The organism is Saccharopolyspora karakumensis, assembly GCF_004349225.1.
GTDB lineage: Bacteria > Actinomycetota > Actinomycetes > Mycobacteriales > Pseudonocardiaceae > Saccharopolyspora > Saccharopolyspora endophytica.
Genome location: NZ_SMLA01000038.1, coordinates 1 through 21,312, shown reverse-complemented (window position 1 = coordinate 21,312; position 21,312 = coordinate 1). Strand labels below are relative to the sequence as shown.

At 70.7% G+C, this 21,312-nt stretch carries 18 protein-coding genes; 10 read left to right on the top strand and 8 right to left on the bottom strand.

Annotated features, from left to right (window positions below; all coding sequences use genetic code 11):
* The first annotated feature begins 2 nt into the window (after positions 1–2).
* The 3 genes from E1202_RS21670 to E1202_RS21660 are packed head-to-tail and all read left to right on the top strand — an operon-like array spanning position 3 to position 3,690.
* Positions 3–1,325, top strand: a complete 1,323-nt coding sequence (locus tag E1202_RS21670) for a flavin monoamine oxidase family protein (RefSeq protein WP_235878824.1) — start codon at positions 3–5, stop codon at positions 1,323–1,325.
* Positions 1,322–2,266, top strand: coding sequence for an agmatinase (gene speB / locus E1202_RS21665; protein ID WP_132684981.1), 945 nt, complete (start codon positions 1,322–1,324; stop codon positions 2,264–2,266). Before E1202_RS21670 ends, speB begins: the two co-directional genes overlap by 4 nt.
* Positions 2,266–3,690 carry a gamma-aminobutyraldehyde dehydrogenase gene (locus E1202_RS21660; RefSeq protein WP_132684980.1) on the top strand — a complete coding sequence of 475 codons (1,425 nt, stop codon included), beginning with the start codon at positions 2,266–2,268 and terminating at the stop codon, positions 3,688–3,690. Before speB ends, E1202_RS21660 begins: the two co-directional genes overlap by 1 nt.
* A gap of 4 nt (positions 3,691–3,694) precedes the next feature.
* On the opposite strand, the gene E1202_RS21655 is transcribed toward E1202_RS21660, so the two are convergent.
* A complete protein-coding gene (locus tag E1202_RS21655) occupies positions 3,695–6,637 on the bottom strand; it encodes an FAD-binding and (Fe-S)-binding domain-containing protein (RefSeq protein WP_132684979.1) in 2,943 nt (980 codons plus the stop codon).
* A 688-nt stretch (positions 6,638–7,325) separates the two neighbouring features.
* On the opposite strand from E1202_RS21655, the gene E1202_RS21650 reads away from it, so the two are divergent.
* The 3 genes from E1202_RS21650 to E1202_RS21640 all read left to right on the top strand — a co-directional run bounded on the left by E1202_RS21650 (position 7,326) and on the right by E1202_RS21640 (position 11,274).
* Positions 7,326–8,903 (top strand): BCCT family transporter, encoded by a 1,578-nt coding sequence (locus E1202_RS21650; RefSeq protein ID WP_132684978.1) that lies wholly within the window; start codon positions 7,326–7,328, stop codon positions 8,901–8,903.
* Between the two features lie 176 nt (positions 8,904–9,079).
* Positions 9,080–9,844: a crotonase/enoyl-CoA hydratase family protein gene (locus E1202_RS21645; RefSeq protein ID WP_132684977.1), complete on the top strand. Its 765-nt coding sequence runs from the start codon at positions 9,080–9,082 to the stop codon at positions 9,842–9,844.
* A gap of 650 nt (positions 9,845–10,494) precedes the next feature.
* Positions 10,495–11,274, top strand: a complete 780-nt coding sequence (locus E1202_RS21640) for a hypothetical protein (RefSeq protein ID WP_132684976.1) — start codon at positions 10,495–10,497, stop codon at positions 11,272–11,274.
* Between the two features lie 111 nt (positions 11,275–11,385).
* Here the strand turns inward: E1202_RS21640 and E1202_RS31885 are convergent, their stop codons facing one another.
* Positions 11,386–11,745, bottom strand: a complete 360-nt coding sequence (locus tag E1202_RS31885; protein WP_207918850.1) for an MFS transporter — start codon at positions 11,743–11,745, stop codon at positions 11,386–11,388.
* Positions 11,724–12,653, bottom strand: a complete 930-nt coding sequence (locus tag E1202_RS21635) for an MFS transporter (protein WP_207918849.1) — start codon at positions 12,651–12,653, stop codon at positions 11,724–11,726. Before E1202_RS21635 ends, E1202_RS31885 begins: the two co-directional genes overlap by 22 nt.
* Before the next feature lie 127 nt (positions 12,654–12,780).
* On the opposite strand from E1202_RS21635, the gene E1202_RS21630 reads away from it, so the two are divergent.
* Complete coding sequence (locus tag E1202_RS21630) at positions 12,781–13,326, top strand: CGNR zinc finger domain-containing protein (RefSeq protein WP_235878822.1); 546 nt, start codon at positions 12,781–12,783, stop codon at positions 13,324–13,326.
* Here the strand turns inward: E1202_RS21630 and E1202_RS21625 are convergent.
* The 5 genes from E1202_RS21625 to E1202_RS21605 form a co-directional block, all read right to left on the bottom strand.
* Positions 13,308–13,916: a dihydrofolate reductase family protein gene (locus tag E1202_RS21625; RefSeq protein WP_132684974.1), complete on the bottom strand. Its 609-nt coding sequence runs from the start codon at positions 13,914–13,916 to the stop codon at positions 13,308–13,310. The genes E1202_RS21630 and E1202_RS21625 overlap by 19 nt on opposite strands.
* A 98-nt stretch (positions 13,917–14,014) precedes the next feature.
* A complete protein-coding gene (locus E1202_RS21620) occupies positions 14,015–15,157 on the bottom strand; it encodes a CaiB/BaiF CoA transferase family protein (RefSeq protein WP_132684973.1) in 1,143 nt (380 codons plus the stop codon).
* A gap of 32 nt (positions 15,158–15,189) precedes the next feature.
* Positions 15,190–15,939 carry a GntR family transcriptional regulator gene (locus E1202_RS21615; protein ID WP_132684972.1) on the bottom strand — a complete coding sequence of 250 codons (750 nt, stop codon included), beginning with the start codon at positions 15,937–15,939 and terminating at the stop codon, positions 15,190–15,192.
* Between the two features lie 45 nt (positions 15,940–15,984).
* A complete protein-coding gene (locus E1202_RS21610) occupies positions 15,985–17,142 on the bottom strand; it encodes an acyl-CoA dehydrogenase family protein (protein WP_132684971.1) in 1,158 nt (385 codons plus the stop codon).
* On the bottom strand, positions 17,139–18,368 hold the full coding sequence (locus tag E1202_RS21605; protein WP_132684970.1) for an MmgE/PrpD family protein: 1,230 nt from the start codon (positions 18,366–18,368) through the stop codon (positions 17,139–17,141). Before E1202_RS21605 ends, E1202_RS21610 begins: the two co-directional genes overlap by 4 nt.
* A 379-nt stretch (positions 18,369–18,747) precedes the next feature.
* Between E1202_RS21605 and E1202_RS21600 the strand changes: the two genes are divergently transcribed.
* Genes E1202_RS21600 through E1202_RS21590 form a run of 3 tightly spaced genes read left to right on the top strand, consistent with a single transcriptional unit; the run spans position 18,748 to position 21,189 of the window.
* Positions 18,748–19,863, top strand: coding sequence for an NDMA-dependent alcohol dehydrogenase (locus tag E1202_RS21600; RefSeq protein WP_132684969.1), 1,116 nt, complete (start codon positions 18,748–18,750; stop codon positions 19,861–19,863).
* 12 nt (positions 19,864–19,875) lie between these two features.
* The gene (locus tag E1202_RS21595; protein ID WP_132684968.1) at positions 19,876–20,694 is read left to right on the top strand and encodes an N-acyl homoserine lactonase family protein; all 819 of its coding nucleotides are present in this window, start codon (positions 19,876–19,878) and stop codon (positions 20,692–20,694) included.
* Positions 20,695–20,748: 54 nt separating this feature from the next.
* Entirely contained in the window at positions 20,749–21,189 is a 441-nt protein-coding gene (locus E1202_RS21590) for an FmdB family zinc ribbon protein (protein ID WP_132684967.1), read from the top strand.
* Positions 21,190–21,312 lie beyond the last annotated feature (123 nt).

Below are 21,312 nucleotides of genomic sequence, written 5' to 3'. Positions count from 1 at the left end.
AGATGAGGAAGCAAGAGATGGACCACTACGACGTCATCGTCGTCGGCGCCGGGTTCTCCGGGCTCACCGCCGCCCGCGATCTGCGGGAAGCCGGCAAGAGCGTGCTGATCCTGGAGGCCCGGGACCGGATCGGCGGATCGACCTGGTACCGGCCGGACGCGCTCGGCGGGTTCGGGCTGGAGATGGGCGGCACCTGGATCGTCCCGCAGCAGACCCACGTCTGGAGCGAGGTGCAGCGCTACGGCATCCCGGTCGTCGACAGCGACCTCCCCGGCCGCATGACCTGGTCCGACCACGGTCGGGTGCTCGACTCGCTGCTGCCGGTACCGCCCGAGCAGTACGGCGCGCTGGAGGACGCGCTGCGCGCTCTCGTCGAAGCCGGTTCCCGGCTCGACCCGCAACGCCCGCTGTCCGAGCAGGGCCTCGCCGACCTGGACGTGCCGATCCGGCAATGGGCCGACGACGCCGGCTTGACCGGCAACGCCCGGGAACTGCTCATCTCGTGGTTCTGCGGTTGCGCCAACGCCAGCGAGGAAACCGGTTCTGCGCTGGCCATCCTGCGCTGGCTGTCCTCGATGGACAACTCGCTGTGGGGCATGGTGCAGGCCAGCGTCCTCGGCCACACCTTCGCCGAGGGCACGGTGTCGCTGGCCGAGGCGATCCGCGCCGACGGTGCCGCCGAGCTGCGCCTGTCCAGCCCGGTCCGCACGATCAGCGCCGACGCCGACGGCGTGACCGTCGAGCACGACGGCGGCTCCGCGCGGGCCGACCGGGTGCTGATGACCACCCCGGTCGGCGTCTGGCGCGACATCGAGTTCACCCCGCCGCTCACCACCGCCAAGAAGGCGATCAGCGAGGAGAACCACGCCGGGCAGGGCCAGAAGGTGTGGGCGCTGGCCCGCGGCGTCGATCCCGAGATCAGCGGCTTCGGCTGGGGCACCAGCTTCGACTACGTCGGCGCGATGGGCACCACCGACGACGGTGTGGTGCTGGTCTGCTTCGCCCCGGAGCACGACCGGGTCGACGCCGACGATCTCGGCGACGTGCAGCGCGCGGTGCGCGAGTTCGCGCCGGAGGCCGAGGTGATCGCATCGGAATCGCACGACTGGGTCAACGACGAGTTCAACAGGGGGACCTGGGCGACGTTCCGGGCCGGCCAGTTCGCGCGCTACGAGATCGCCGTCGGCGAGCCGGAGGGCCGGGTGCACTTCGGCGGTTCGCACACCGCGCGCCGGTGGCGGGCGTTCATCGACGGTGCGATCGAGTCCGGCAAGCGGGCCGCCGCCGAGATCGTGGCCGCTCAGTCCGAAGGAGGCCGGAAGTGACCGAACCCATCGGCCCGGTGGACGCCACCCGCGTCCCCCGCTACGGCGGAGACACGACCTTCGCCCGACTCCCCCGGCTCAACGAGGTCGGCGACGCCGACGCGCTGGTGTGGGGCGTGCCGTTCGACACCGGCGTCAGCTACCGGCCGGGCGCCCGGTTCGGCCCGAACCACGTCCGGCAGAGCTCCCGGCTGCTGCGGCCCTACAACCCGGCGCTGGACGCCGAGCCGTTCGCGGTGCGCCAGGTCGCCGACGCCGGTGACGTGGGGGTCAACCCGTTCGACATCGACGAGGCGATCAGCACCATCGAGACCGCGGCCCGGGACCTGTCGGGCACGCGGCGAACCCTGCTCACCGTGGGCGGCGACCACACCATCGCCCTGCCGCTGCTGCGCGTGCAGCACGAGCGGCACGGACCGGTCGCGGTGCTGCACTTCGACGCGCACCTGGACACCTGGGACACCTACTTCGGCGCTCCGCACACGCACGGCACGCCGTTCCGCAGGGCCTCCGAGGAAGGGCTCATCGACTTCGACCACTCGATGCACGTGGGCATCCGGGGGCCGCTGTACTCGCGGCTGGACCTCGACGAGAGCGAGCGGATGGGATTCGCGGCGGTGCACTGCCGCGACTTCGCCAGGACTCCGCTGGACACGATCATCGACCGGATCCGAACCCGGCTGGGCACGCGTCCGGTGTACGTCTCGATCGACATCGACGTGCTCGACCCCGGTTTCGCGCCGGGCACCGGCACTCCCGAGGCCGGCGGGCTGTCCAGCCGCGAACTGCTGGAGCTCGTGCGCGGTCTCGACGGGCTCAACCTCGTCGGCGCCGACCTCGTGGAGGTGGCGCCCGCCTACGACCACGCCGAGATCACCGGGATCGCGGCGGCTCACGTCGCCTACGAACTCCTCAGCGTGCTGCCCAACGGAGGTGCCTGATGCGCGCGGTTCACAACGTCATCGACGGCAAGCCGGTCCCGGCCGAAGGCGGGCTGACCACCGACCTGATCGCCCCGGCGACCGGCGAGGTCTTCGGCACCGCCCCGCTGTCCTCGGAATCCGACGTCGACGCCGCCTACCGGTCCGCGTCGCGGGCGTTCCAGGACTGGAAGCTCACCACTCCGGCCGAGCGGCAGCGGCTGCTGCTGCGGTTGGCCGACGAGCTGGAGCGGCGGTCCGAGGAGTTCGTCACCGCCGAGACCGAGAACACCGGAAAACCCGTGGAGGCCACCCGGACCGAGGAGGTCGCGGCCTCGGTCGACCAGATCCGCTTCTTCGCCGGCGCGGCACGCGTCCTGGACGGATCAGCGGCGGCGGAGTACTCGCCCGGGCGCACCTCGTACGTGCGGCGCGAACCGGTCGGCGTCGTCGGCCAGGTCGCCCCCTGGAACTACCCGCTGATGATGGCCGTGTGGAAGGTGGCGCCCGCCCTGGCGGCCGGAAACACCGTGGTGCTCAAGCCCGCGGACACCACACCGGTCACCGCCGCGCTGCTCGGTGAGCTGGCCGCCGAGACCCTGCCTCCGGGCGTGCTCAACGTGGTCTGCGGCGACCGCGACACCGGCCGCGCGGTGGTGGCCCACCCGGTGTCGGCGATGGTGTCGATCACCGGATCGACGCGAGCGGGCCAGCAGGTGGCACGCGCCGCCGCCCAGGACGTCAAGCGGGTTCACCTGGAGCTCGGCGGCAAGGCTCCCGCGCTGGTCTTCGCCGATGCCGACCTCGCCGCCGCGGCCGAGGGCATCGCCGATGCCGCGTTCTTCAACGCGGGCCAGGACTGCACCGCCGCGACCCGCGTGCTCGTCGAGGAATCGGTGGCCGAGGAGTTCACCGCCGAGCTCGTCGAGCGGGCGGCCGCGCGGCGCTGCGGACCTCCGTCCGATGTGGACGCGATGTTCGGTCCGCTGAACAGCGCCGCGCAGCTGGACCGGGTGCGGGCCATCGTGGACGGGCTGCCCGACCACGCCCAGGTGCTCACCGGAGGCCACCCGGTCGGCGACACCGGGTTCTTCTTCGCGCCCACCGTGATCGGCGGCGTGCGCCAGCACGACGAGGTCGTGCAGGAGGAGATCTTCGGGCCGGTGCTGACCGTGCAGACCTTCCAGGACGAGCGGCAGGCGCTGAGCCTGGCCAACGACGTCGACTACGCGCTGGCCTCCAGCGTGTGGACGACCGATCACGGCCGAGCCCAGCGCCTCACGGCCGGACTGGACTTCGGGTGCGTATGGGTCAACACGCACATGGTCCTGGTCGCCGAGATGCCGCACGGCGGTTTCAAGCACTCCGGCTACGGCAAGGACCTCTCCAAGTACGGCCTCGACGACTACACCCGGATCAAGCACGTCATGCACGAGTTCGCCTGAGGCGCTACTCCGCTCGGGTCGGGCCGGGGTCGAGGAGTTGGGCGAGGTGCAGGCCGGGCCTGCTCGGGGCGAGCTGGTCGACCTGCCGGGCGCACGAGAAGCCGTCGGTGAGCACGGCGACGTCGCCGCCCGTGCTGCGGAGCGCCGGTGCGAGGGCGTTCTCGGCGACGAGCATGCTCACGTCGTAGTGCTCGGCTTCGAAGCCGAAGTTGCCCGCCACGCCGCAACATCCGGTCGCGTCGACGACCTCGCCGACCCCGGCCGCCTCGAGAGCTCTCCGCTGCGCCGCGGCGCCGAACACCGAGTGCTCGTGGCAGTGCGTCTGGAGCACGGCCCGCTGCGGCGCGGGCCGTGCCGGCGACGGCACCCACCCTCCCGACACCCGGTCGGCGACGTGGGCGGCGAAGCTGCGCACGCGCGAGGCGACCCGCCTCGCCTGCTCGGTGTGGACGAGTTCGGGCAGGTCCTTGCGCAGCGCGGCGGCGCAGCTCGGTTCGACGACGACGATCGGCCGGTCCGTGCCGTCGTCGAGCGCGGCGGCCGTCTTGGCCAGCAGGCGCTTGGCGGTGCCGAGCTGGCCGGTGGAGATCCAGGTCAGACCGCAGCAGGCGTCCGCCGAGCACGCGACGGTCTCACCGGCGTCGCCGAGGACGCGCGCGGCGGCACCGGCGACCTCGGGCCGGAACCCCCGGGTGAAGGTGTCGACGAACAGCACCGCCGATCCCCGCGCTCCGGCGTCGGTGATCTCGCGGCGCCATTCCCCCGCGCGGGCGAACCTGGGCAGTGCGCGCTTGGTCGTGAGTCCGCCCGCTGCCGCCGCGGCCTTGGCCAGCGGCGTCGCCAGGACGGCGTTGACCAAGCCCGAGACGCGCCCGGTCAGCTTCAGCCAGCGCGGGAGCCAGCCCAGCGAGTAGTGGGATCGCGGCCTGCGGCGGCCTCGGTAGTAGTGGTCGAAGAACTCCGACTTGTAGGTGGCCATGTCGACGCCCGCAGGGCAGTCGGTCGCGCACGCCTTGCACGACAGGCACAGGTCCAGCACCTCCCGGGCCTCCTCCGACCGCCAGCCCTCCTCCACCGTGCGGGCGCCCCGGACGACTTCCTGCAGCACGCGGGCGCGGCCGCGCGTCGAGTCCTTCTCGTCCCGCGTGGCGCGGAAGCTCGGGCACATCACGCCCCCGGTGTCCGCGCGGCACCGGCCCACGCCGATGCAGCCCTGCACGGCGTGGACCCACGGGTCCCGCCCGGCCGACGCCGGGCTCAACTCGAAGCTGGTGCGCCACTCGCGGTCCGGCACACCGGCGAGCGCCAGGTGGCCGTCCATCGGGTCGGGATCGGTCACCGAGCCGGGGTTGAGGATTCCCGCTGAATCCCACAGCTTCCGGCACTCGGCGAAGGCGGCCATCACCTCCGGCGAGTACATGATGGACAGCAGTTCGGACCGGGCGCGGCCGTCGCCGTGCTCGCCGGAGAGCGAACCACCGTGCCGGACGACGAGTTCCGCCGCCTGCCGGGTGAACTCGCGGAAGACCCGCCGGCCCTCGCCGGTGCGCAGGTCGTAGGTGATGCGGATGTGCATGCAGCCGGCGCCGAAGTGCCCGTACATCACCCCGGTGAGCTCGTGCTCGGCCAGGAGTTCGCGGAGGTCGGCGAGGTAGTCGGCGAGCCGTTCCGGGGCGACGGCGGCGTCCTCCCAACCGGGCCAGGACTCACCGCCCGACGCCAGGCGGGAGGACAGGCCCGCGCCGTCCTCGCGGACCCGCCACAGCGACGCGCGCTCGGCGGGGTCGGCGGCCTTGCGGCCCTGCACGAGCCGGCCGTTCTCACCGAGCCGGTCGAGCAGCCGGTCCGCCTGGGCGCGCACCGATTCCGGGTCGTCGCCGTCGAGGTCCACGAACAGCCACGCCCGGCCCTCGGGCAGCCCCAGCACCGAATCCGGGCCCCGGCGGTGGCGCATCGTGGCGACGATGGCCTCATCGGTGCCCTCGACCGCGGCCGGGGAGAACTCCAGGATCGTCGGGACGTCGCGGGCGGCGTCGACCACGTCCTGGTAGCCGAGGCAGACCAGCAGCGCGCTGGCCGGTTTCGGCACCAGCTTCATGCGCGCACCCACCACCACGGCCCAGGTCCCCTCGGAGCCGACGACCGCGCGAGCGACGTTGAACTTCTCCGGCAGCAGGTTCTCCAGGTGGTAGCCGGAGACCTGCCGCGGGATGCGGCCGAGTTCGAGCCGGAACGCGCTCAGGTGCTCCTGCGCGAGCCCGGCCAACGAGGCGACGAGGGCGTCCGCTCGCGCCGCGGAGGCGGAGTCGGCGGGATCGGTGGCGCGCAGCCCCGCTTCGGTCGCCGTCAGCCGCGCGCCGTCCGACGTCACGAGGTCGATCTCGGCGACGTGGTCGGACGTGCGGCCGTAGCGCACGGAGTGGTTGCCGCAGGCGTCGTTGCCGATCGCCCCGCCCACCGTGGCCCGGTTCTTCGACGAGGGATCCGGCGCGAACGTGCGACGACCACCGGTGCCGCGCTCGACCTCGCGCGTCAGCGTCGCGAGGACGACGCCGGGTTGCACGTCGACCGTCCCGGCGTCCTCGTCGATGGCGCCGACCTGGTCCATGTGCCGGGAGAATTCGAGGACCAGTCCGGGACCGACGGCGTTGCCCGCCATCGAGGTCCCGCCACCTCGGGCGATGATCGGAGTCCCGGTGGTCCGGCACGCCTCGACGGCGGCCACGACGTCGTCGGTGGTGCGCGGGAACACGACCGCCAGCGGTTCGACGCGGTAGTTGGAGGCGTCGTAGGCGTACTCGGCGCGCCGGCGTGGTGAGGCGTCCGCCGGCACACCGTCATCCGCGAGCGCCCGGAGCAACGGCGACTCCGGTTCGCTCCCGCTGCTGACATCACCTCGCTGCGGCGCCTCGGCGGCGGGCACCGAACGGCCGGCGGAATCGGTCATGCGTCGAGTCCCTTCGCGCGGACGAGAAGCGGTCGCGGGTGGCTCCCGTGCTGCACGGTACCGACTCTCCCGCACAGCACCGCAGAAGTCATCGCAGAGCGTGTCGACACCCTCCCTCCACAGTGGACGCTACCAGCACGGCGCGAGCGCACGCCCAGGACTTTCGACCCTGGCACCGCAGCGCCCCGGGCACCCGCCGCGGCGGAGGGGCTGCGCGCGGAGCCCGTCCGGATCCGGCCACGACGGCGCCGGGGTGGCCGCCCGCGCCTGGCGCGCGGATCAAGTCTCGGCCACCGCGCGTCCCGACGCCGTCACCCGGCGTGTGCGCACCGCATCCGCCGGGATCTTCGGCGGTTTCGACGCGGTGGCCGGGGGCCGCCCCGCGCACCTGGGGGCTCGTCCCGACGGGTAAACTTGCTTCCCGCTCCGGCGAGCTTGACCAGCGCGAACGTTGTCGCCGATGTTGCGAGCAACGGCAAAACCCCCAAAACCGCAGCGCACGCATCCGCCGGTGATCCCCCGCGCAGCGGCCCAACCCCGTCCCCACGCCGCCGACCCAGTCACGGAGACCTCTTCCGAAGCACGAGCGTCATGTCGGTCCCGGCGTCACGGTCTTCCCCGCGACGGCATCACGCGTGCCCACGACAGGTCGTCCCATCGTCGTTTCCCCAGCTCACGGAGTCACCGATTGTCTGAATCAACCACCGCGCCGTCCGATCAACGGCGGCCCGGGCCGGTCCTGTACGTCTCGCTCGCCCTGGCGCTGGCGATCGCCGTGTGGGGCGCCGCCGCCGGCGACTCGCTGTCGCGGGTCGGCTCCGGCGCGCTCGACGGAATCACGCGGGGCTTCGGCTGGGCGTACCTGCTGGTCTCGCTCGGGTTCCTGGCCTTCCTGGCCTTCCTCGCGTGCTCCCGCTACGGCAGCCTGCGCCTCGGCCGCGACGACGAGCGGCCCGCCTTCCGCCGCGTCACCTGGTACGCGATGATCCTCTCGGCGGTGATGGGGATCGGCCTGATCTCCTACGGCGTCACCGAGCCGATCTCCCACCTCGCCGAGCCACCGCACGGCCTGGCGCAGCCGATGACGCCGGGCTCGGCGGTCACCGCGATGCAGTTCTCGTTCTTCGACTGGGGCCTGCACGCCTGGGGCATCTTCGCCGTCGTCGGGCTCGCGATGTCCTGGTCGATGTTCCGCCGAGGTCGTCCCGGCCTGGTCAGCGCCCTGTTCCGGCCGCTGCTCGGCCGTCGCGTCGATGGAGTCGCGGGCGGCGCGATCGACGTGTTCGCGGTTCTGGCCACGCTGTTCGGCACCACCACCTCGCTCGGGCTGGGAGCCCTGCAGATCAACGGCGGGTTCACCGCCCTGTTCGGCATCCCCACCTCCCGGCCGGTGCAGTTCGCGATCATCGCGGTCATCACGCTGCTGTTCACCGCCTCGGCGCTGACCGGTGTCGCTCGCGGCATCCGGTTCCTCTCCGAGACCAGCATGGGCCTGGGGGCGCTGCTGTTCGTGTTCGTCCTGGTCGTCGGACCCACCATCTACCTGGTCGACCTCTACGTGCAGTCGATCGGCCGCTACGTCAGCGAGCTGGTGTCGACGAGCCTGATCACCCCGGCCAGCGGCGACCTCGACTTCATGCAGTCGTGGACCTACTTCATGCTCGCCTGGTGGCTGTCCTGGGCGGCCTTCGTGGGCGTGTTCCTGGCCCGGATCTCGCGGGGCCGCACGATCCGGGAGTTCGTCGTGGGCGTGCTGCTGGTGCCCAGCGTGGTGTTCTCGCTCTGGTTCACCGCCTTCGGAGGCACCGCGATCCACAGCGACCTCATCGGCAGCACCAAGATCGCGGTGGCCGCGGCCGGGGACGAGAACTCGGCGTTCTTCGCCACCCTCCAGTCGCTGCCGCTGTCGACGGTCACCTCACTGGTGACGATCGTGCTCGTGGTGCTGTTCTTCGTCTCCGGAGCCGACGCCAACACCTTCGTGCTCAGCATGCTGACCAGCCGCGGCACCGAGAACCCGCCCTCGTGGATCCTCGCCCTCTGGGGCGCGGTGACCGGCGCGGCGGCGATCGCGCTGCTCGCGGCGGGCGGTCTGGACTCGCTGCAGCAGATGGTGATCGTCAGCTCGGCACCGTTCCTGCTCATCCTCATCGGCGTCGCCGTCAGCTTCTGGAAGGACCTGAGCACGGAGTTCGTCCCGCGCCAGGTGCCCGTGCCCGCCGAACCGGAACCGGCCGAGGAACGAACGCCGCAGACGCTGCACTAGGTCCTGCTCAGGTGCGGGCTCGGCTCGCACCACCTCAGGTTCTTCAGCGGCGTCGTGGCGAGCTCGCCACGACGCCGCTGTGGTTCTCCCCGCAACGCCTCAACAACGGGTCCTTGCCGACTGATCGACGGCGACGCATGCTCGGTGCGGTACAGCAGAGCGAAGGAGACACCGCTATGACCGACAGCGTCCTGACGGAGTTCGCCGACGGGGTAGCCCTGATCACCATCAACCGCCCCGAGGCCCGCAACGCCGTCGATCGCTCGGTCGCCGACGGCATCGCCGCCGCCATCGACGAGTTCGAAGCGCGCTCGGACCTGACCATCGCCATCCTCACCGGGGCCGGTGGCACGTTCTCCGCGGGCATGGACCTCAAGGCCTTCACCCGCGGCGAGCGGCCCAACATCCCCGGACGCGGATTCGGCGGCCTCACCGAGAAGCCCCCGACCAAGCCGCTGATCGCGGCGGTCGAAGGCTGGGCGCTGGCCGGCGGCTGCGAGCTCGCTCTCAGCGCGGACCTCATCGTGGCGGCCCGCGACGCCAAGTTCGGGCTGCCCGAGGTCAAGCGCAGCCTGGTCGCCGCCGCGGGCGGGCTGCTGCGGCTGCCCAAGACGCTGCCCTACCAGCTGGCGATGCAGGTCGCGCTCACCGGTGACCCGCTCAACGCCGAGGTCGCGCACCAGCACGGCATGGTCAACGCCCTCACCGAACCGGGCCACGCCCTCGACGAGGCCCGCGCGCTGGCCGCCCGGATCGCCGAGAACGGGCCGCTCGCGGTCCGCGCCACCAAGCAGATCGTCGCCGGTGCCGTCGACTGGACCGACGCCGAAGCGTTCAGCCGCCAGTCCGAGATCGCCTCACCGGTCTTCCGCTCCGCCGACGCCCAAGAAGGCGCCCGAGCCTTCGCCGAGAAGCGCCCCCCGGTCTGGCGCGGGGCCTGACCGATCACACCCCCACGGCCGGCTGATCAGCACATCCGATCACCCGGCCGATCCGTTCCGGCCTCCTTCGGACCGTGACACCGCAAACCGAGAGCGCCGACAGGACTGCGACGTCCTCCACTTCCGATCCGGCGCGGAGTAGAAGCTGCATCCCCGGCTCCTGCCAGGCACGCTCCTGGCCAGCCGCCTCCACTCGCCTCGCATCGCCATCAGCCGTGAAAACCCCGCCGCCAAGGTAAAGCCGCGTGAGCAATCCGGAAATGCTCTGCTGACCAGCGAGAGCTCGACCCCAGTTTCGGGGGGCTGGTGCCCACCCTCTTCTGGGCTTCCGAGGTGCACATCGATGGGCCATTTTCGGACCACGCGATGTTTCAGGGGAAGCAGCGACGAGAACCCGCATCGGGCCGAGGAGGATTTCAGATGTTGCAGAAGGTGAGAACGCAGAGGAGGAGGCAGCGTGCGGTCGCGGTGTTGGCGTCCATCGGTCTGGCTGCGGCGTTGGTCGGTGTCGGGAGTGGGTCGCACCCGCCGCCGGCATCTGCGGGGAGCCACCGGCAGTCCCGGTGAGCCACGCCCCGCCCACGGATCCCGCGGAGAACTTCTGGAGTTCGAGGGCAGGATCTCGGATGTCGACGAAGCGGCCCGGACCAATGACCGTGAACGGTGCGACGTTGCACATCCCGGACGAACTCCTGGTCAAGACCCAGAACCTGGGCCAGGAAACGGGCGACATCACGTTGACCGATCTCATGAATCCCGCGCTGCCCACGATCGAGGGCGCCGCGACCGTCATCGCGCACGGCACCGCCACGTACACCCCTGCTCCGAACGATCCGACGCAGTCCTGCCTGACCTTCGAGGCGGAATCGGTGTACGTCGAGTTCGCCGAGAACGTTCTGGTCGGATCATCAATGGGTGTGGCACCCGACGAGCAGAGCATCACCGTCGCAGGGGCGAAGGTCGAGCTGAACGGCGACCCGCGCTGGCCGGCGAGGATCGTCGACGGCGCCGGCGACGAGAAGACCTTCGCCGACCTCGAGGGGCATGAGGGACTTCTCCTGGAAGCCGAGGGCTACTACAGGACCGAGCGAGGCGCGCTCCAGGCGACCATCGTCGAAACCGAGCAGATCTTGGGGGGCGCCCGCGGAGGGCACCGATGTCGTGGCCATCACGCGGGCCCAGTGGAAGCCCAACGAGCTGCGGTCAACGGAGCGGTCTCGCCCGCTGGAACCGGGAAGACGGTGAGCGTTTATCGAGGTGGCGTCGTCGGAACCACCTGCGACACCACTGCGGCCCCGCTGGGCACCGCCACCGTCGCCGCCGACGGCTCCTGGACCGTCCGCAACCGCAACGTCCGCGCCTGCCCGCCCGAGGTGTGCGCCCAGTCCAGCGGCGGAGGCGTTCGCGCCGCCACCGTCGAACAGCGGTAGACCCACCACGTCCGTCGCACCGGACGCTCGCCCACCGAGCGTCCGGTGCTACGCAGGTCAGCCCCGATCGCCGGATAGATCCACTGTGGACGAATATCGAAGTTCTCAACATCACCACGTCGCCCCAGAATCAGCCAGCTGCTCACCCCCGCGCACACTCGCCAGGACCTGCGGCGTGACGGTGCGCAGGAACGGTGGGATCGTGGCCAGGACGGCAACTGCGAACACGATGAGCGCGGCGCGCATGCCGAAGAACTCCGCGAGCAGCCCGACCGCGCCCGCTCCGACGGGCATCGCGCCCCAGCTGAACAACCTCGCGACAGCGCTGTAGCGGCCCATCATCTCCGGTTCAACGAGGAGCTGGGCGAGAGTGCGCGCGTTGACCGCCCACAACGTGCCACCCATGCCACCGAGGAAGGCACCGGCCGCGAGCACCCACGGGCCGGTGGTCAACACCGGGGCGATGACCATGGCGAAGGTGCCATGAGGTCGGCGAACAACACCCAGCGCCTGCCGAGGAGGCGGTTCGCGGTCGTCACGGTCAGCGCCCCGACGAGTCCGCCGACTCCGAGGGCGCTGAGCAGCATCCCGTACTCGCGTGGCCCCAGACCGAGCACGGTCGTGGCCATCAGCGGCATCAGCGCGAGCCACGCTCCCCAGCACGCGCACAGCACGGTCAGCACCAGCGCCATGAGGCGCAGCAGCCGACGCTCCCACAGGTAGCGCAGCCCCTCCCCGATCCGACCGCTCACGCTCACGTTCCTCGCGGGCTCACGCGGGACGCGGAAGCGCCCGATGAGGAACACCAGCACGACCGTTGCCAAGACGTATCCGGCGGCGGTGGCGCCGAGGGCGAAGGTGCTGCCGACCGCGACGAGCAGACCGCCCACGAACGGACCGCAGAACTCGTTGCACACCGTCTCGGCACCGGTGATCCAGGCGTTGGCCCGTTCCCGCCAGCGCGGTCCGACGGCAGCCGGGGTCAGGGCCATCGCCGAGGTCAGCGCGATGACCTCGGCCACCCCCAGGACCGCACCTGCGACCAGCAGCAGCGGCAAGGTCATCGCATGCGAGGTCCAGGCGGTCAGCAACGCGGTGAGGGTCAGCAGGCGCATCCCGTTGGCCACCCAGAGCAACGCGCGCCGGTCGAACCGGTCCACCGCCACGCCCACGTGCAGCGCGATGAGCAGCCACGGCAGCGTCAGCGCCATGGAGACGGCGGCAACCAGCGCAGGTGAGCGGGTGAGCGTGGTGGCCAACAGCGGAAGCGCCATCTTCAGCACTCCGTCGGCGAGGTTGGTGATCGCGGTGAACACCACCAGCACCAACGTGTTGCGCCCGCTGCGGTCAACGGATCGCGCTGCGAGTGGTTCCGCCATCGCCCCCACCTCGAGTAACCGGCAAACAGATTTAGGTGGGTAGTATGGGTGGCGGATGAATGCCGGTCCATCCCGCGAACGGGTAACCTGTCATCGCGTTGACCGGTTACCGAGGAGGTGCATCACCGTGGAACCGTCCTCGCACGCGGCAGTGGTCATGGCCTTCGCCAACACCCTCGACATCGAGGAGGGCACCGACGCGCTGCGCGAGCCCGCGGACCTCGCCCGCTGGCTGGTGGACAACCAGCTCGCGCCTCGAACGCCGACGGTGACCGAGGCCGACCACGATCGCTGCCTCCGGTTGCGCGGCGGAGTCCGCGAGGCGCTGGGCACGGAGGACCAGCGCGCGCACGTGCTCGCCGACGCCGACGTCGTGATGCGCGAACTGCCCCTGCTGGTCGCGCTGAGCCCCGGGGCCGCGTTGCAACCCGGGCCCGAACTGGCCGGCACCTCGCGCGCGCTCGCGGCGCTGGCCGCAGCGGTGGCCACGGTGCGGATCACCGGGGAGGTGGATCGGATCAAGCGCTGCCCCGCCGAGGACTGCGGGTGGGTGTTCTGGGATTCGACCAAGAACCGCAGTCGCCGCTGGTGCTCCATGCAGGTTTGCGGTAATCGCAGCAAGGCTCGTGCCTTCGCGAGTCGCCGCCGCCCGGCTCAGGGGCGCACTGCGTAGGTCACGTGGGTGACTCGGCTCGCACCTCGGGAGGTGATCTGCTCCAGGTTCAGCGGTGGTACGCCCTCGAACATGCGGGTGCCCGCGCCGAGGGTGAGCGGCACGATGTGCAGCCGCAGCTCGTCGACCAGACCTGCGGCCAGGTACTGGTTGATGGTGGTCGCGCCGCCCTGGACCGCCACGTCGCGGTGGCCTGCGGCGGCGCGCGCCTGGGCGAGCGCCGACACGATCCCGTCGGTGACGAAGTGGTACGTGGTGCCGCCGTCCATCGGCTGCGGTTCGCGCGCGTGGTGGGTGAGGACGAAAACGGGCGCGTGGAACGGAGGATCGTCACCCCACCAGCCGTTCCACGGGCGGTCCCATTCGCCGCGCACCGGGCCGAACATGTTGCGGCCCATGATGAACGCGCCCGCGGCGGCCACCCTGTCGATCTCGGCGCGGCTCTCGTCGGCGCTGTCGAACATCCACGCGTGCAGCTCGCTGCCCCAGCCGTCACCGCCGTCGTCGCCGAACGGTCGTTGCTCGCTCTGGTTCGGCCCGGCGGAGTACCCGTCGGCCGAGACCGTGATGTCGCTGATCACCCTGCCCATGCGTCGCTCTCCAGTCCGGACGGCACTCCCCCGAGTCTGCGCCACCCCGGACCGCGCCGCACGGACGACGAAGGCGGGCCGGAGTTCGAGATCTCTCGTCAGGCGGGGTCGTCGTCCAGCTCTGCCAGGACGGCGTCGGTGTGCTCGCCGACGTCGGGGATGCGGTCCATGCGGGGTGCGCGGCCGGCGAGGGTCACCGGGGGTTGCAGGGCTCGCAGCGGCCCCACGGGCGAATCGACCTCGTGCCAGCGGTTCCGGTCCGCGAGTTGCGGGTGGTCGGCGAACTCCTCCACGGTGCGCATCCGGGCGTTGGCGATCTGCGCGCGGTCCAGGCGTGCGACGACCTCGTCGGCAGCGAGTTCGGCGAACGCCGTCTCGATCGCCGTGGTGAGTTCCCGCTCGTGGTCCACGCGATCGGGGTTGGTCGCGAACCTCGGGTCCTCCACGAGCTCGGGCAGCGCCAGCACTTGCTCGCAGAGCTTCCGCCACTCGCGGTCGTTCTGGACCGCGAGGAACACCTGCGCTCCCCCACCCGTGCGGAACGGGCCGTACGGGGCGATCGCGGCGTGCCGCGCACCGGTGCGCGCAGGCGACTTGCCGCCGTAGACCGTGTAGTAGTAGGGAAACCCCATCCACTCCGCGAGGGCGTCCAGCAAGGACACCTCGAAAGCGCTTCCCTCGCCGGTGCGTTCGCGCTCGTAGAGGGCGGTGAGCACCCCGGTGTAGGCGTACATCCCGCCCGCGATGTCGGCCACCGAGATCCCGGACTTCGCGGGCTCGTCGCGGCCGCCCGTGATGGAGACCAGCCCGGCTTCGCACTGCACCAGCAGGTCGTAGGCCTTCTTGTCGCGGTACGGGCCATCGCTGCCGTAGCCGGACAGGTCGCCGACGATCAGCCTCGGGTGGCGGGAGCGCAGCTCCTCTGCACCGAAGCCCAGCCTCGCCGCCGCGCCGGGCGCGAGGTTCTGCAGGAACGCGTCGGCCTTGGCGAGCAGCTTGTCCATCGTCCGCCGCCCCTCGTCGGACTTGAGGTCCAGGACGACGCTCTCCTTGTTCCGGTTGAGCCACACGAAGTGGCTGGCCATCCCGTTGACCGTGGTGTCGTAGTCGCGGGCGAAATCGCCGCCGGCCCGTTCGACCTTGATCACCCGCGCGCCGAGGTCGGCCAGCTGGCGGGTCGCGAACGGTGCGGCAACGGCCTGTTCCAGGGCGACCACGACGATGCCCTCCAGCGGCAGCATGGGCTTTCCTCCCGGTGTCGAACGACGCAGCGCTAGTGGGTGCTGCGGCGGAGTTTCACGCGATACGAGTACTGCTCGGGCAAGAAGTGGTTGATGGCCAGCTCGACGGGCTGCTGATCGGTGGTGAGGTAGATGCGGTCCACGCGCAGCAGCGGATCACCGACGCCGCACCCGAGCGCGTCGGCGAGCGTCTGATCCGCGGAGGCGGCGGTGATGCTCTGCTCGGCCTCGGCGATCGGCGTCGGCAACCGCGTGTCGAGCAGGCCGATGATCGTGGCGTCGCTGACGGCTCCGGCCTCCGCCAGCTCCGGCACGTCGCCGAGCGCGGCGGCCGCCGCCGGGTGCAGGTGCACCGTCGTGTGGCAGAAGGAGTCGCCCTCGTGGGTGCGGCGGAAGACCACGGTGTGCACGACGTCGCTGTCCAACCGGAGCCTGCTGGCCGCGTCGATATCGACCTTGCGCCGCAACGGCCGCAGCACTTCGAGCTGGGTGTCCAGCGACAGCCCCATGAGGTCCTCGATGGAACCGAACTGGCGCAGGTACTGACCGTCTCGGGGCGCGGCGAACGTGCCCCTGCCGGGAACGCGGTAGACCATGCCCTCGGCGACGAGGTCGTGGAAGGCGCGGCGCACCGTCTGGCGGCTGACCTCGTACTCGTCGGCCAGCTCCGCCTCGGTGGGCAGCCGCGCGCCGTCGACGTAGCGGCGCTGCAGGATCGCCTGCCGCAGCTCGCGGGCGAGGACCTTGTACGCCGCTTCGCCGCCGTGCTCCCGGGTGCTCATGGCCGACAGCCCGTCGGTCGCCGATGCGCGGTGATCATGAGCTGATCATGCATCGAGTCCCCCGCGCGCGACCAGTTGGGAGGCGATGACGTTGCGCTGGATCTCGTTGGTGCCCTCGCCGACGATCATCAGCGGCGCGTCGCGGAAGTAGCGCTCCACGTCGAACTCGGTGGAGTAGCCGTAGCCGCCGTGCACGCGGACCGCGTCGAGGGCGATCTCCATGGCGGCCTCGGAGGCGAACAGCTTGGCCATGCCCGCTTCCATGTCGCACCGCTGCCCGCTGTCGTAGCGGTCGGCCGCGTGCAGCACCAGCTGGCGCGCGGCGGTGTACTGCGTGGCCATGTCGGCGAGGTGGTTGCCGACGGACTGGTGCTTCCAGATCGGTTTGCCGAAGCTCTCCCGCTCCTGCGAGTAGCGCAGCGCGTCGTCGAGCGCTGCGCGAGCCACGCCCAGTGCCCGGGAGGCGACCTGGATGCGGCCGATCTCCAAGCCCTTCATCATCTGGGCGAAACCGCGGCCTTCCTCCTCGCCGAGCAGCGCGTCGACGGGTGCGCGGTGGTCGTCGAAGGACAGCTCGCAGCTCTCCACGCCCTTGTAACCGAGTTTGGGCAGGTCCTTGGAGACCGTGAACCCCTCGCCGTGCTCCACGAGGATGATGCTGATGCCCCGGTGCCGGGGTTCGGCGTCCGGATCGGTCTTGCACAGCAGTGCGACCAGCTGCGATCGGCGGGCGTTGGTGATCCAGGTCTTCGCACCGTTGATCACGTAGTGATCGCCGTCGCGGCGCGCGCTGGTGGTAAGCGCCTGCAGGTCGGAGCCGCCGCCGGGTTCGGTCAGCGCCATGGTCGCCCGGATCTCGCCGGTGGCCATCTTCGGCAGGTAGCGCTGCTTCTGCTGCTCGGTGCCGAAGGTGTGGATCAGCTTGGAGACCACGGTGTGCCCGCCCATGGCCCCCGCCAGGCTCATCCAGCCGCGCGCGAGCTGCTCGGTGACCTGTGCGTAGCACGCCGTGGACACCGCGACCTCCCCGTACGGCTCGGGGATGGCCAGGCCGAAGATGCCGAGCCGCTTCATCTGCTCGATCAGCTTCTCGGGGTAGTCGTTGGCGTGCTCCAGCTCGCGAGCCACCGGGCGCACGTCGCGGTCGACGAAGTCGCGGACGGTGTCGACGATGGCCTGCTCTTGTTCGTTGAGGCTGTTCACGCGGGTTCCTTCTCCTGGTCGTGGACGACTTCCCCGGGAAGATGCTCGGCCAGGAGCTTCACAGCTCGATGCCAGTCCACATCGGACAGCAAGGCTGGGACGTCCTCGCCGCAGTCGGCGATCTTGGCCGTCATGTCCTGTTCGGACGGTGGGCGTCCGGGTGATCCCGGGGGGAGCTGCAGGGCGACGTCGTGCCGCGTCCCGTCCGCCAGCGTCGCGGTGATGGCGACCTGTCCAGCGAGAAGCCAGTCACCACCGGGTGTTTCGGTCACCTTCACGAGCTTCAGCAGGCGCTGGGCCTCGGGGCGGTTGACCGCCCGGTCCGTGAAGCTGCCGAAGCCGGGGTGGGGGTCCAGCAACACGGTGGCCACGGCGTACTCCATGCTGAACTTGCCCTGCAGACCGGTGTTCGGGCGGTGGTGGATCAGCGGCTGCACCGCGCAGGCCGGGGTGCGCACCTCGATCCCGGTCACCTCGGCCGGGGTGATCGGCGCGGGGAGCTGTTCGCGCAGCGCGCTGATCGGCCGTTGCAGCGCGTAGCAGCAGGGGAACATCTTGATCGCCAGACCACCGGGAACCGCGGGTCCGGTCACGTCGATCCGCTCGGGATCGCCTCCCACCAGGCGCAGCCAGGCGTCCACCGCGGTCGGGTCGGCCGTGGCCCCGGCGGCCGCCAGCCGAGCCGCGCGAACACCGGCATCCGCGGCGAACCCGACCTGCAACGACTTGCCCGACGACCCGAACGCGCGCTGCACTCCCCCGGCGGCCGGAACCGCCAGGGCCATCGCCGTCGCGATCTGCTCGCGCGACAACCCGAGAGCCACGGCGGCGCAGACGGCGGCAGCGGGCGCACCGGCGGTGCAGGTCGCGTGCCACCCGCTCGCGTAGTGCGACCAGCCCAGCGCCATCCCGATCCGTGCCATGACACCCGCACCGGCCAGGTAGGCGCGCGCATCGCCGCCCGCCGCGAGCGTCGCGGGCACGCACACCACGCTGATGTGAGCGGTGGACTCCATGTGCAGGTCGTCGAAGTCCAGGACGTGCCCGACCGCAGCCCAGCGCGCCGCGTCGGGTAACCCGGCGGAGATCCGCACCAGGTCGTCATCGCGGGCGGCGAGGGTGACCGCGAGGGTGTCGACCAAGGAGCGCTGCGCAAGCCCCAGGTCCTCGGCATCGGGGACGAGTTCGTGCGCCCATCGCGCCAGCGCCTCAGCGGCCGAGTCCATCCGCGCTCCCGATCGCGCACGGCCCATGCCACGCGAGCCCGGAACCAGGATCGCCGCGGAGCACCGCGCAGGTCGACGACAATGTACGGCCAATCCTGCAAGCGCGAACACAGGCTGTCAACGCCCACTTCCAGCGATAACGTCCCGGACGTGAACTCATCTCTCCGATTTCCGGTTTGACACCCTCGAAGGCCGGCGAGACACTGGCGAAGCTTTGGCCGTACATATCTGAGTGCCGGTTCCCGGCAGTCGGCCGGTGTCCACTCCGGCAGCAATCGCAGACTCCGCCGCCACCGACGTCACTGCAGGAACGGGCCGCGCACCACCCGGCCCCGCCACCAGCGTCCTCGCACTTCCACAACGCCCGCAGAGGTGATCGATGAAGACCCGCGCTGCAGTCCTGGAAGAGGGAAGCAAGGAATTCGAGATCGTCGAACTCGAGGTCGACGAACCACGCGTCGGGGAGGTGCGGATCAAGTTCACCGCCTCCGGGTTGTGCCACTCCGATCTCCACCTGACCGACGGCGTCTACGGCAATGCGCCCCGGTACCCCATCGTCGGTGGCCACGAGGGCGCCGGGATCATCGAGGCGGTCGGGCCCGGCGTGACCCACGTCGAACCCGGCGACCACGTGGTGTGCAGCTTCATGCCCAGCTGCGGCATCTGCCGGTACTGCGCCTCCGGGCATTCGAACCTGTGCGACCTGGGCGCGAACATCCTCAAGGGCCACATGCCCGACGGCACCTTCCGCTACCACCGCGACGGCCGGGACCTGGGCGGGATGTGCATGCTCGGCACGTTCTCCGAGCGCGCCACGATCCCGGCCCGCTCGGCGGTCAAGGTCGACCCGTGGCTCCCGCTGGAGGTGGCGGTTCTCGCCGGCTGCGGTGTGCCGACCGGCTGGGGCTCCGCGGTCAACGCGGGCGGCGTGAAAGTCGGTGACACCGCGGTCATCTACGGATCGGGCGGTGTCGGCATCAACTCCGTGCAGGGCGCGGCCTACGCCGGGGCCAAGTACGTGGTGGTCGTCGACCCGGTGGAGTTCAAGCGCGACACCGCGCTCAAGCTCGGCGCGAGCCACGCCTTCGCCGACGCCGACGAAGCCGCCGCCAAGGTCAACGAGCTGACCTGGGGCCAAGGCGCCGACCAAGCGATCCTGACGGTCGGCGTCATGGACGAGATCGTCGTCCGCCAGGCCTTCGACATCGTCGGCAAGGGCGGCACCATCGTCGTGGTCGGGCAGGCCAACCCGGAGAACCTGACCATCCAGCTCCCCAGCGCGATGTTCACCCGCAACGAGAAGGTCATCAGGGGCGCGCAGTTCGGCTCGTGCAACCCGCAGTACGACATCGTCAAGCTGCTGCGGTTGTGGAACGCCGGTCGTCTCAAGCTCGACGAGCTCATCACCCAGACGTACTCGCTCGACCAGGTCAACGAGGGCTACCAGGACCTCAAGGACGGAAAGCTCATCCGCGGGGTCATCGTGCACGAGTGAGGGAGGCTCGAGATGTCCGACAACGACAAGATCAAGGTCACGATCATCCCGACGGGAACGATGCACGCCGACCTCACCTGGCTGCTGATCGACCCGTCCCGGATGGCGACGCGGAACCAGCCCGACAAGCAGCGCGACTGGGTCGAAGTGCCCACGCACGTCGTCTACGTGGAACACCCGAACGGTCAGAAGTTGATGTGGGACGCAGGAGTCCCGCGGGACTGGGAGGACCGCTGGGGCCCGACCGGCCTCGACCAGTTCTTCCCGGTCGACAAAGCTCCCGAGGAGGAGTGGCTCGACTCCAGGTTGAAGCAGCTGGACCTGGCACCCGACGACATCGACTACCTGGTCCTGTCGCACCTGCACATGGACCACGCGGCCAACGCGCAGTTCTGGCAGCGGGCCGGCACGACGATCATCGTCGACGAGAAGGAGAAGGAGGGCGCGTTCTCCTTCGACGGCTACAACAAGGGCGCGCACATCAAGTCCGACTACGACGGGCTGGAGATGAGCACGATCAACGAGGACACCGAGCTGCTGCCCGGCGTCACGCTGCTGCGCACCCCCGGCCACACGTGGGGAACGATGAGCCTGCAGGTCGACCTCGCCGACGCCGGAACCATGCTCTTCGCCTCGGACTCGTTGTACCGCAAGGAGTCCTACGGTCCGCCGGCCATCGGCGCGGGCATCGTTTACGACTCGGTGGCCTGGCTGGAATCCGTGGAGAAGATCCGCGGCATCCAGGAGCGGACGAACGCGCAGGTGATCTACGGGCACGACCCGGAGCAGATCACCCGGCTCCGAACCGGCCCGGGCAACTACTACACGTGACCCACCGCCCGGCCCGCTCGCGGGCCGGGCACCGCACTCGGAGGTGAGCTGGTCATGCCGATGTACGACTACGCCTGCACCTGCGGGACCAGGTTCGAGCGCATGGTCCCCTCGTGGTCCTCGCCGGCGCCCGATTGCCCGGACTGCGGAGCGACGACCAGACGCCGCCCGCCCTCCCCCTCGATGCACGGGCTCGCCGCACCCCCTGCGCCGATGACGTCGGCGCCGCGATCCTGGGAAGGCCTCAACAACGGGGATCGGGACACCGTCACGCACTGGCGCCGGGCGGTGGAGGCGCGCAGGGAGTTCGAAGCGCGCCACCCCGAGCACCGCCAACGGCGCGACGCCATCGCCGCTCACGAGGGCCGCTTCGAGCGCACCCCGCTCACCTACCGAGAACTGGCCTCGCGCGCGGCGACCAGCGGCGATGCCAACCAGGCAGCGGCCGAGGCCGGCCGTGACAGAGGCGCTTCCCGACCGGACGGTGCGGACTAGGTTCTGTCCTGTAATTGATCTAGCGGCGCGGTCTGGTTTGATCTTGGGTTGTGGTGGGTCGTGGTGAGTTGACGGATCGCGCGTGGGCGCGGATTGAGCCGCTGTTACCGCCGGTGTCAGGGA

Excerpts from the sequence above, each read along its gene's own strand:
- E1202_RS21660 (WP_132684980.1), top strand. The coding sequence starts at position 2,266 with ATGCGCGCGGTTCACAACGTCATCGACGGCAAGCCGGTCCCGGCCGAA.
- E1202_RS21615 (WP_132684972.1), bottom strand. The coding sequence starts at position 15,939 with ATGAGCACCCGGGAGCACGGCGGCGAAGCGGCGTACAAGGTCCTCGCC.
- E1202_RS21640 (WP_132684976.1), top strand. The coding sequence starts at position 10,495 with ATGACCGTGAACGGTGCGACGTTGCACATCCCGGACGAACTCCTGGTC.
- E1202_RS21670 (WP_235878824.1), top strand. The coding sequence starts at position 3 with ATGAGGAAGCAAGAGATGGACCACTACGACGTCATCGTCGTCGGCGCC.
- E1202_RS21600 (WP_132684969.1), top strand. The coding sequence starts at position 18,748 with ATGAAGACCCGCGCTGCAGTCCTGGAAGAGGGAAGCAAGGAATTCGAG.
- E1202_RS21625 (WP_132684974.1), bottom strand. The coding sequence starts at position 13,916 with ATGGGCAGGGTGATCAGCGACATCACGGTCTCGGCCGACGGGTACTCC.
- E1202_RS31885 (WP_207918850.1), bottom strand. The coding sequence starts at position 11,745 with ATGGTCATCGCCCCGGTGTTGACCACCGGCCCGTGGGTGCTCGCGGCC.
- E1202_RS21605 (WP_132684970.1), bottom strand. The coding sequence starts at position 18,368 with ATGGACTCGGCCGCTGAGGCGCTGGCGCGATGGGCGCACGAACTCGTC.
- E1202_RS21590 (WP_132684967.1), top strand. The coding sequence starts at position 20,749 with ATGCCGATGTACGACTACGCCTGCACCTGCGGGACCAGGTTCGAGCGC.
- E1202_RS21620 (WP_132684973.1), bottom strand. The coding sequence starts at position 15,157 with ATGCTGCCGCTGGAGGGCATCGTCGTGGTCGCCCTGGAACAGGCCGTT.
- E1202_RS21595 (WP_132684968.1), top strand. The coding sequence starts at position 19,876 with ATGTCCGACAACGACAAGATCAAGGTCACGATCATCCCGACGGGAACG.
- E1202_RS21655 (WP_132684979.1), bottom strand. The coding sequence starts at position 6,637 with ATGACCGATTCCGCCGGCCGTTCGGTGCCCGCCGCCGAGGCGCCGCAG.
- E1202_RS21645 (WP_132684977.1), top strand. The coding sequence starts at position 9,080 with ATGACCGACAGCGTCCTGACGGAGTTCGCCGACGGGGTAGCCCTGATC.
- E1202_RS21635 (WP_207918849.1), bottom strand. The coding sequence starts at position 12,653 with ATGGCGGAACCACTCGCAGCGCGATCCGTTGACCGCAGCGGGCGCAAC.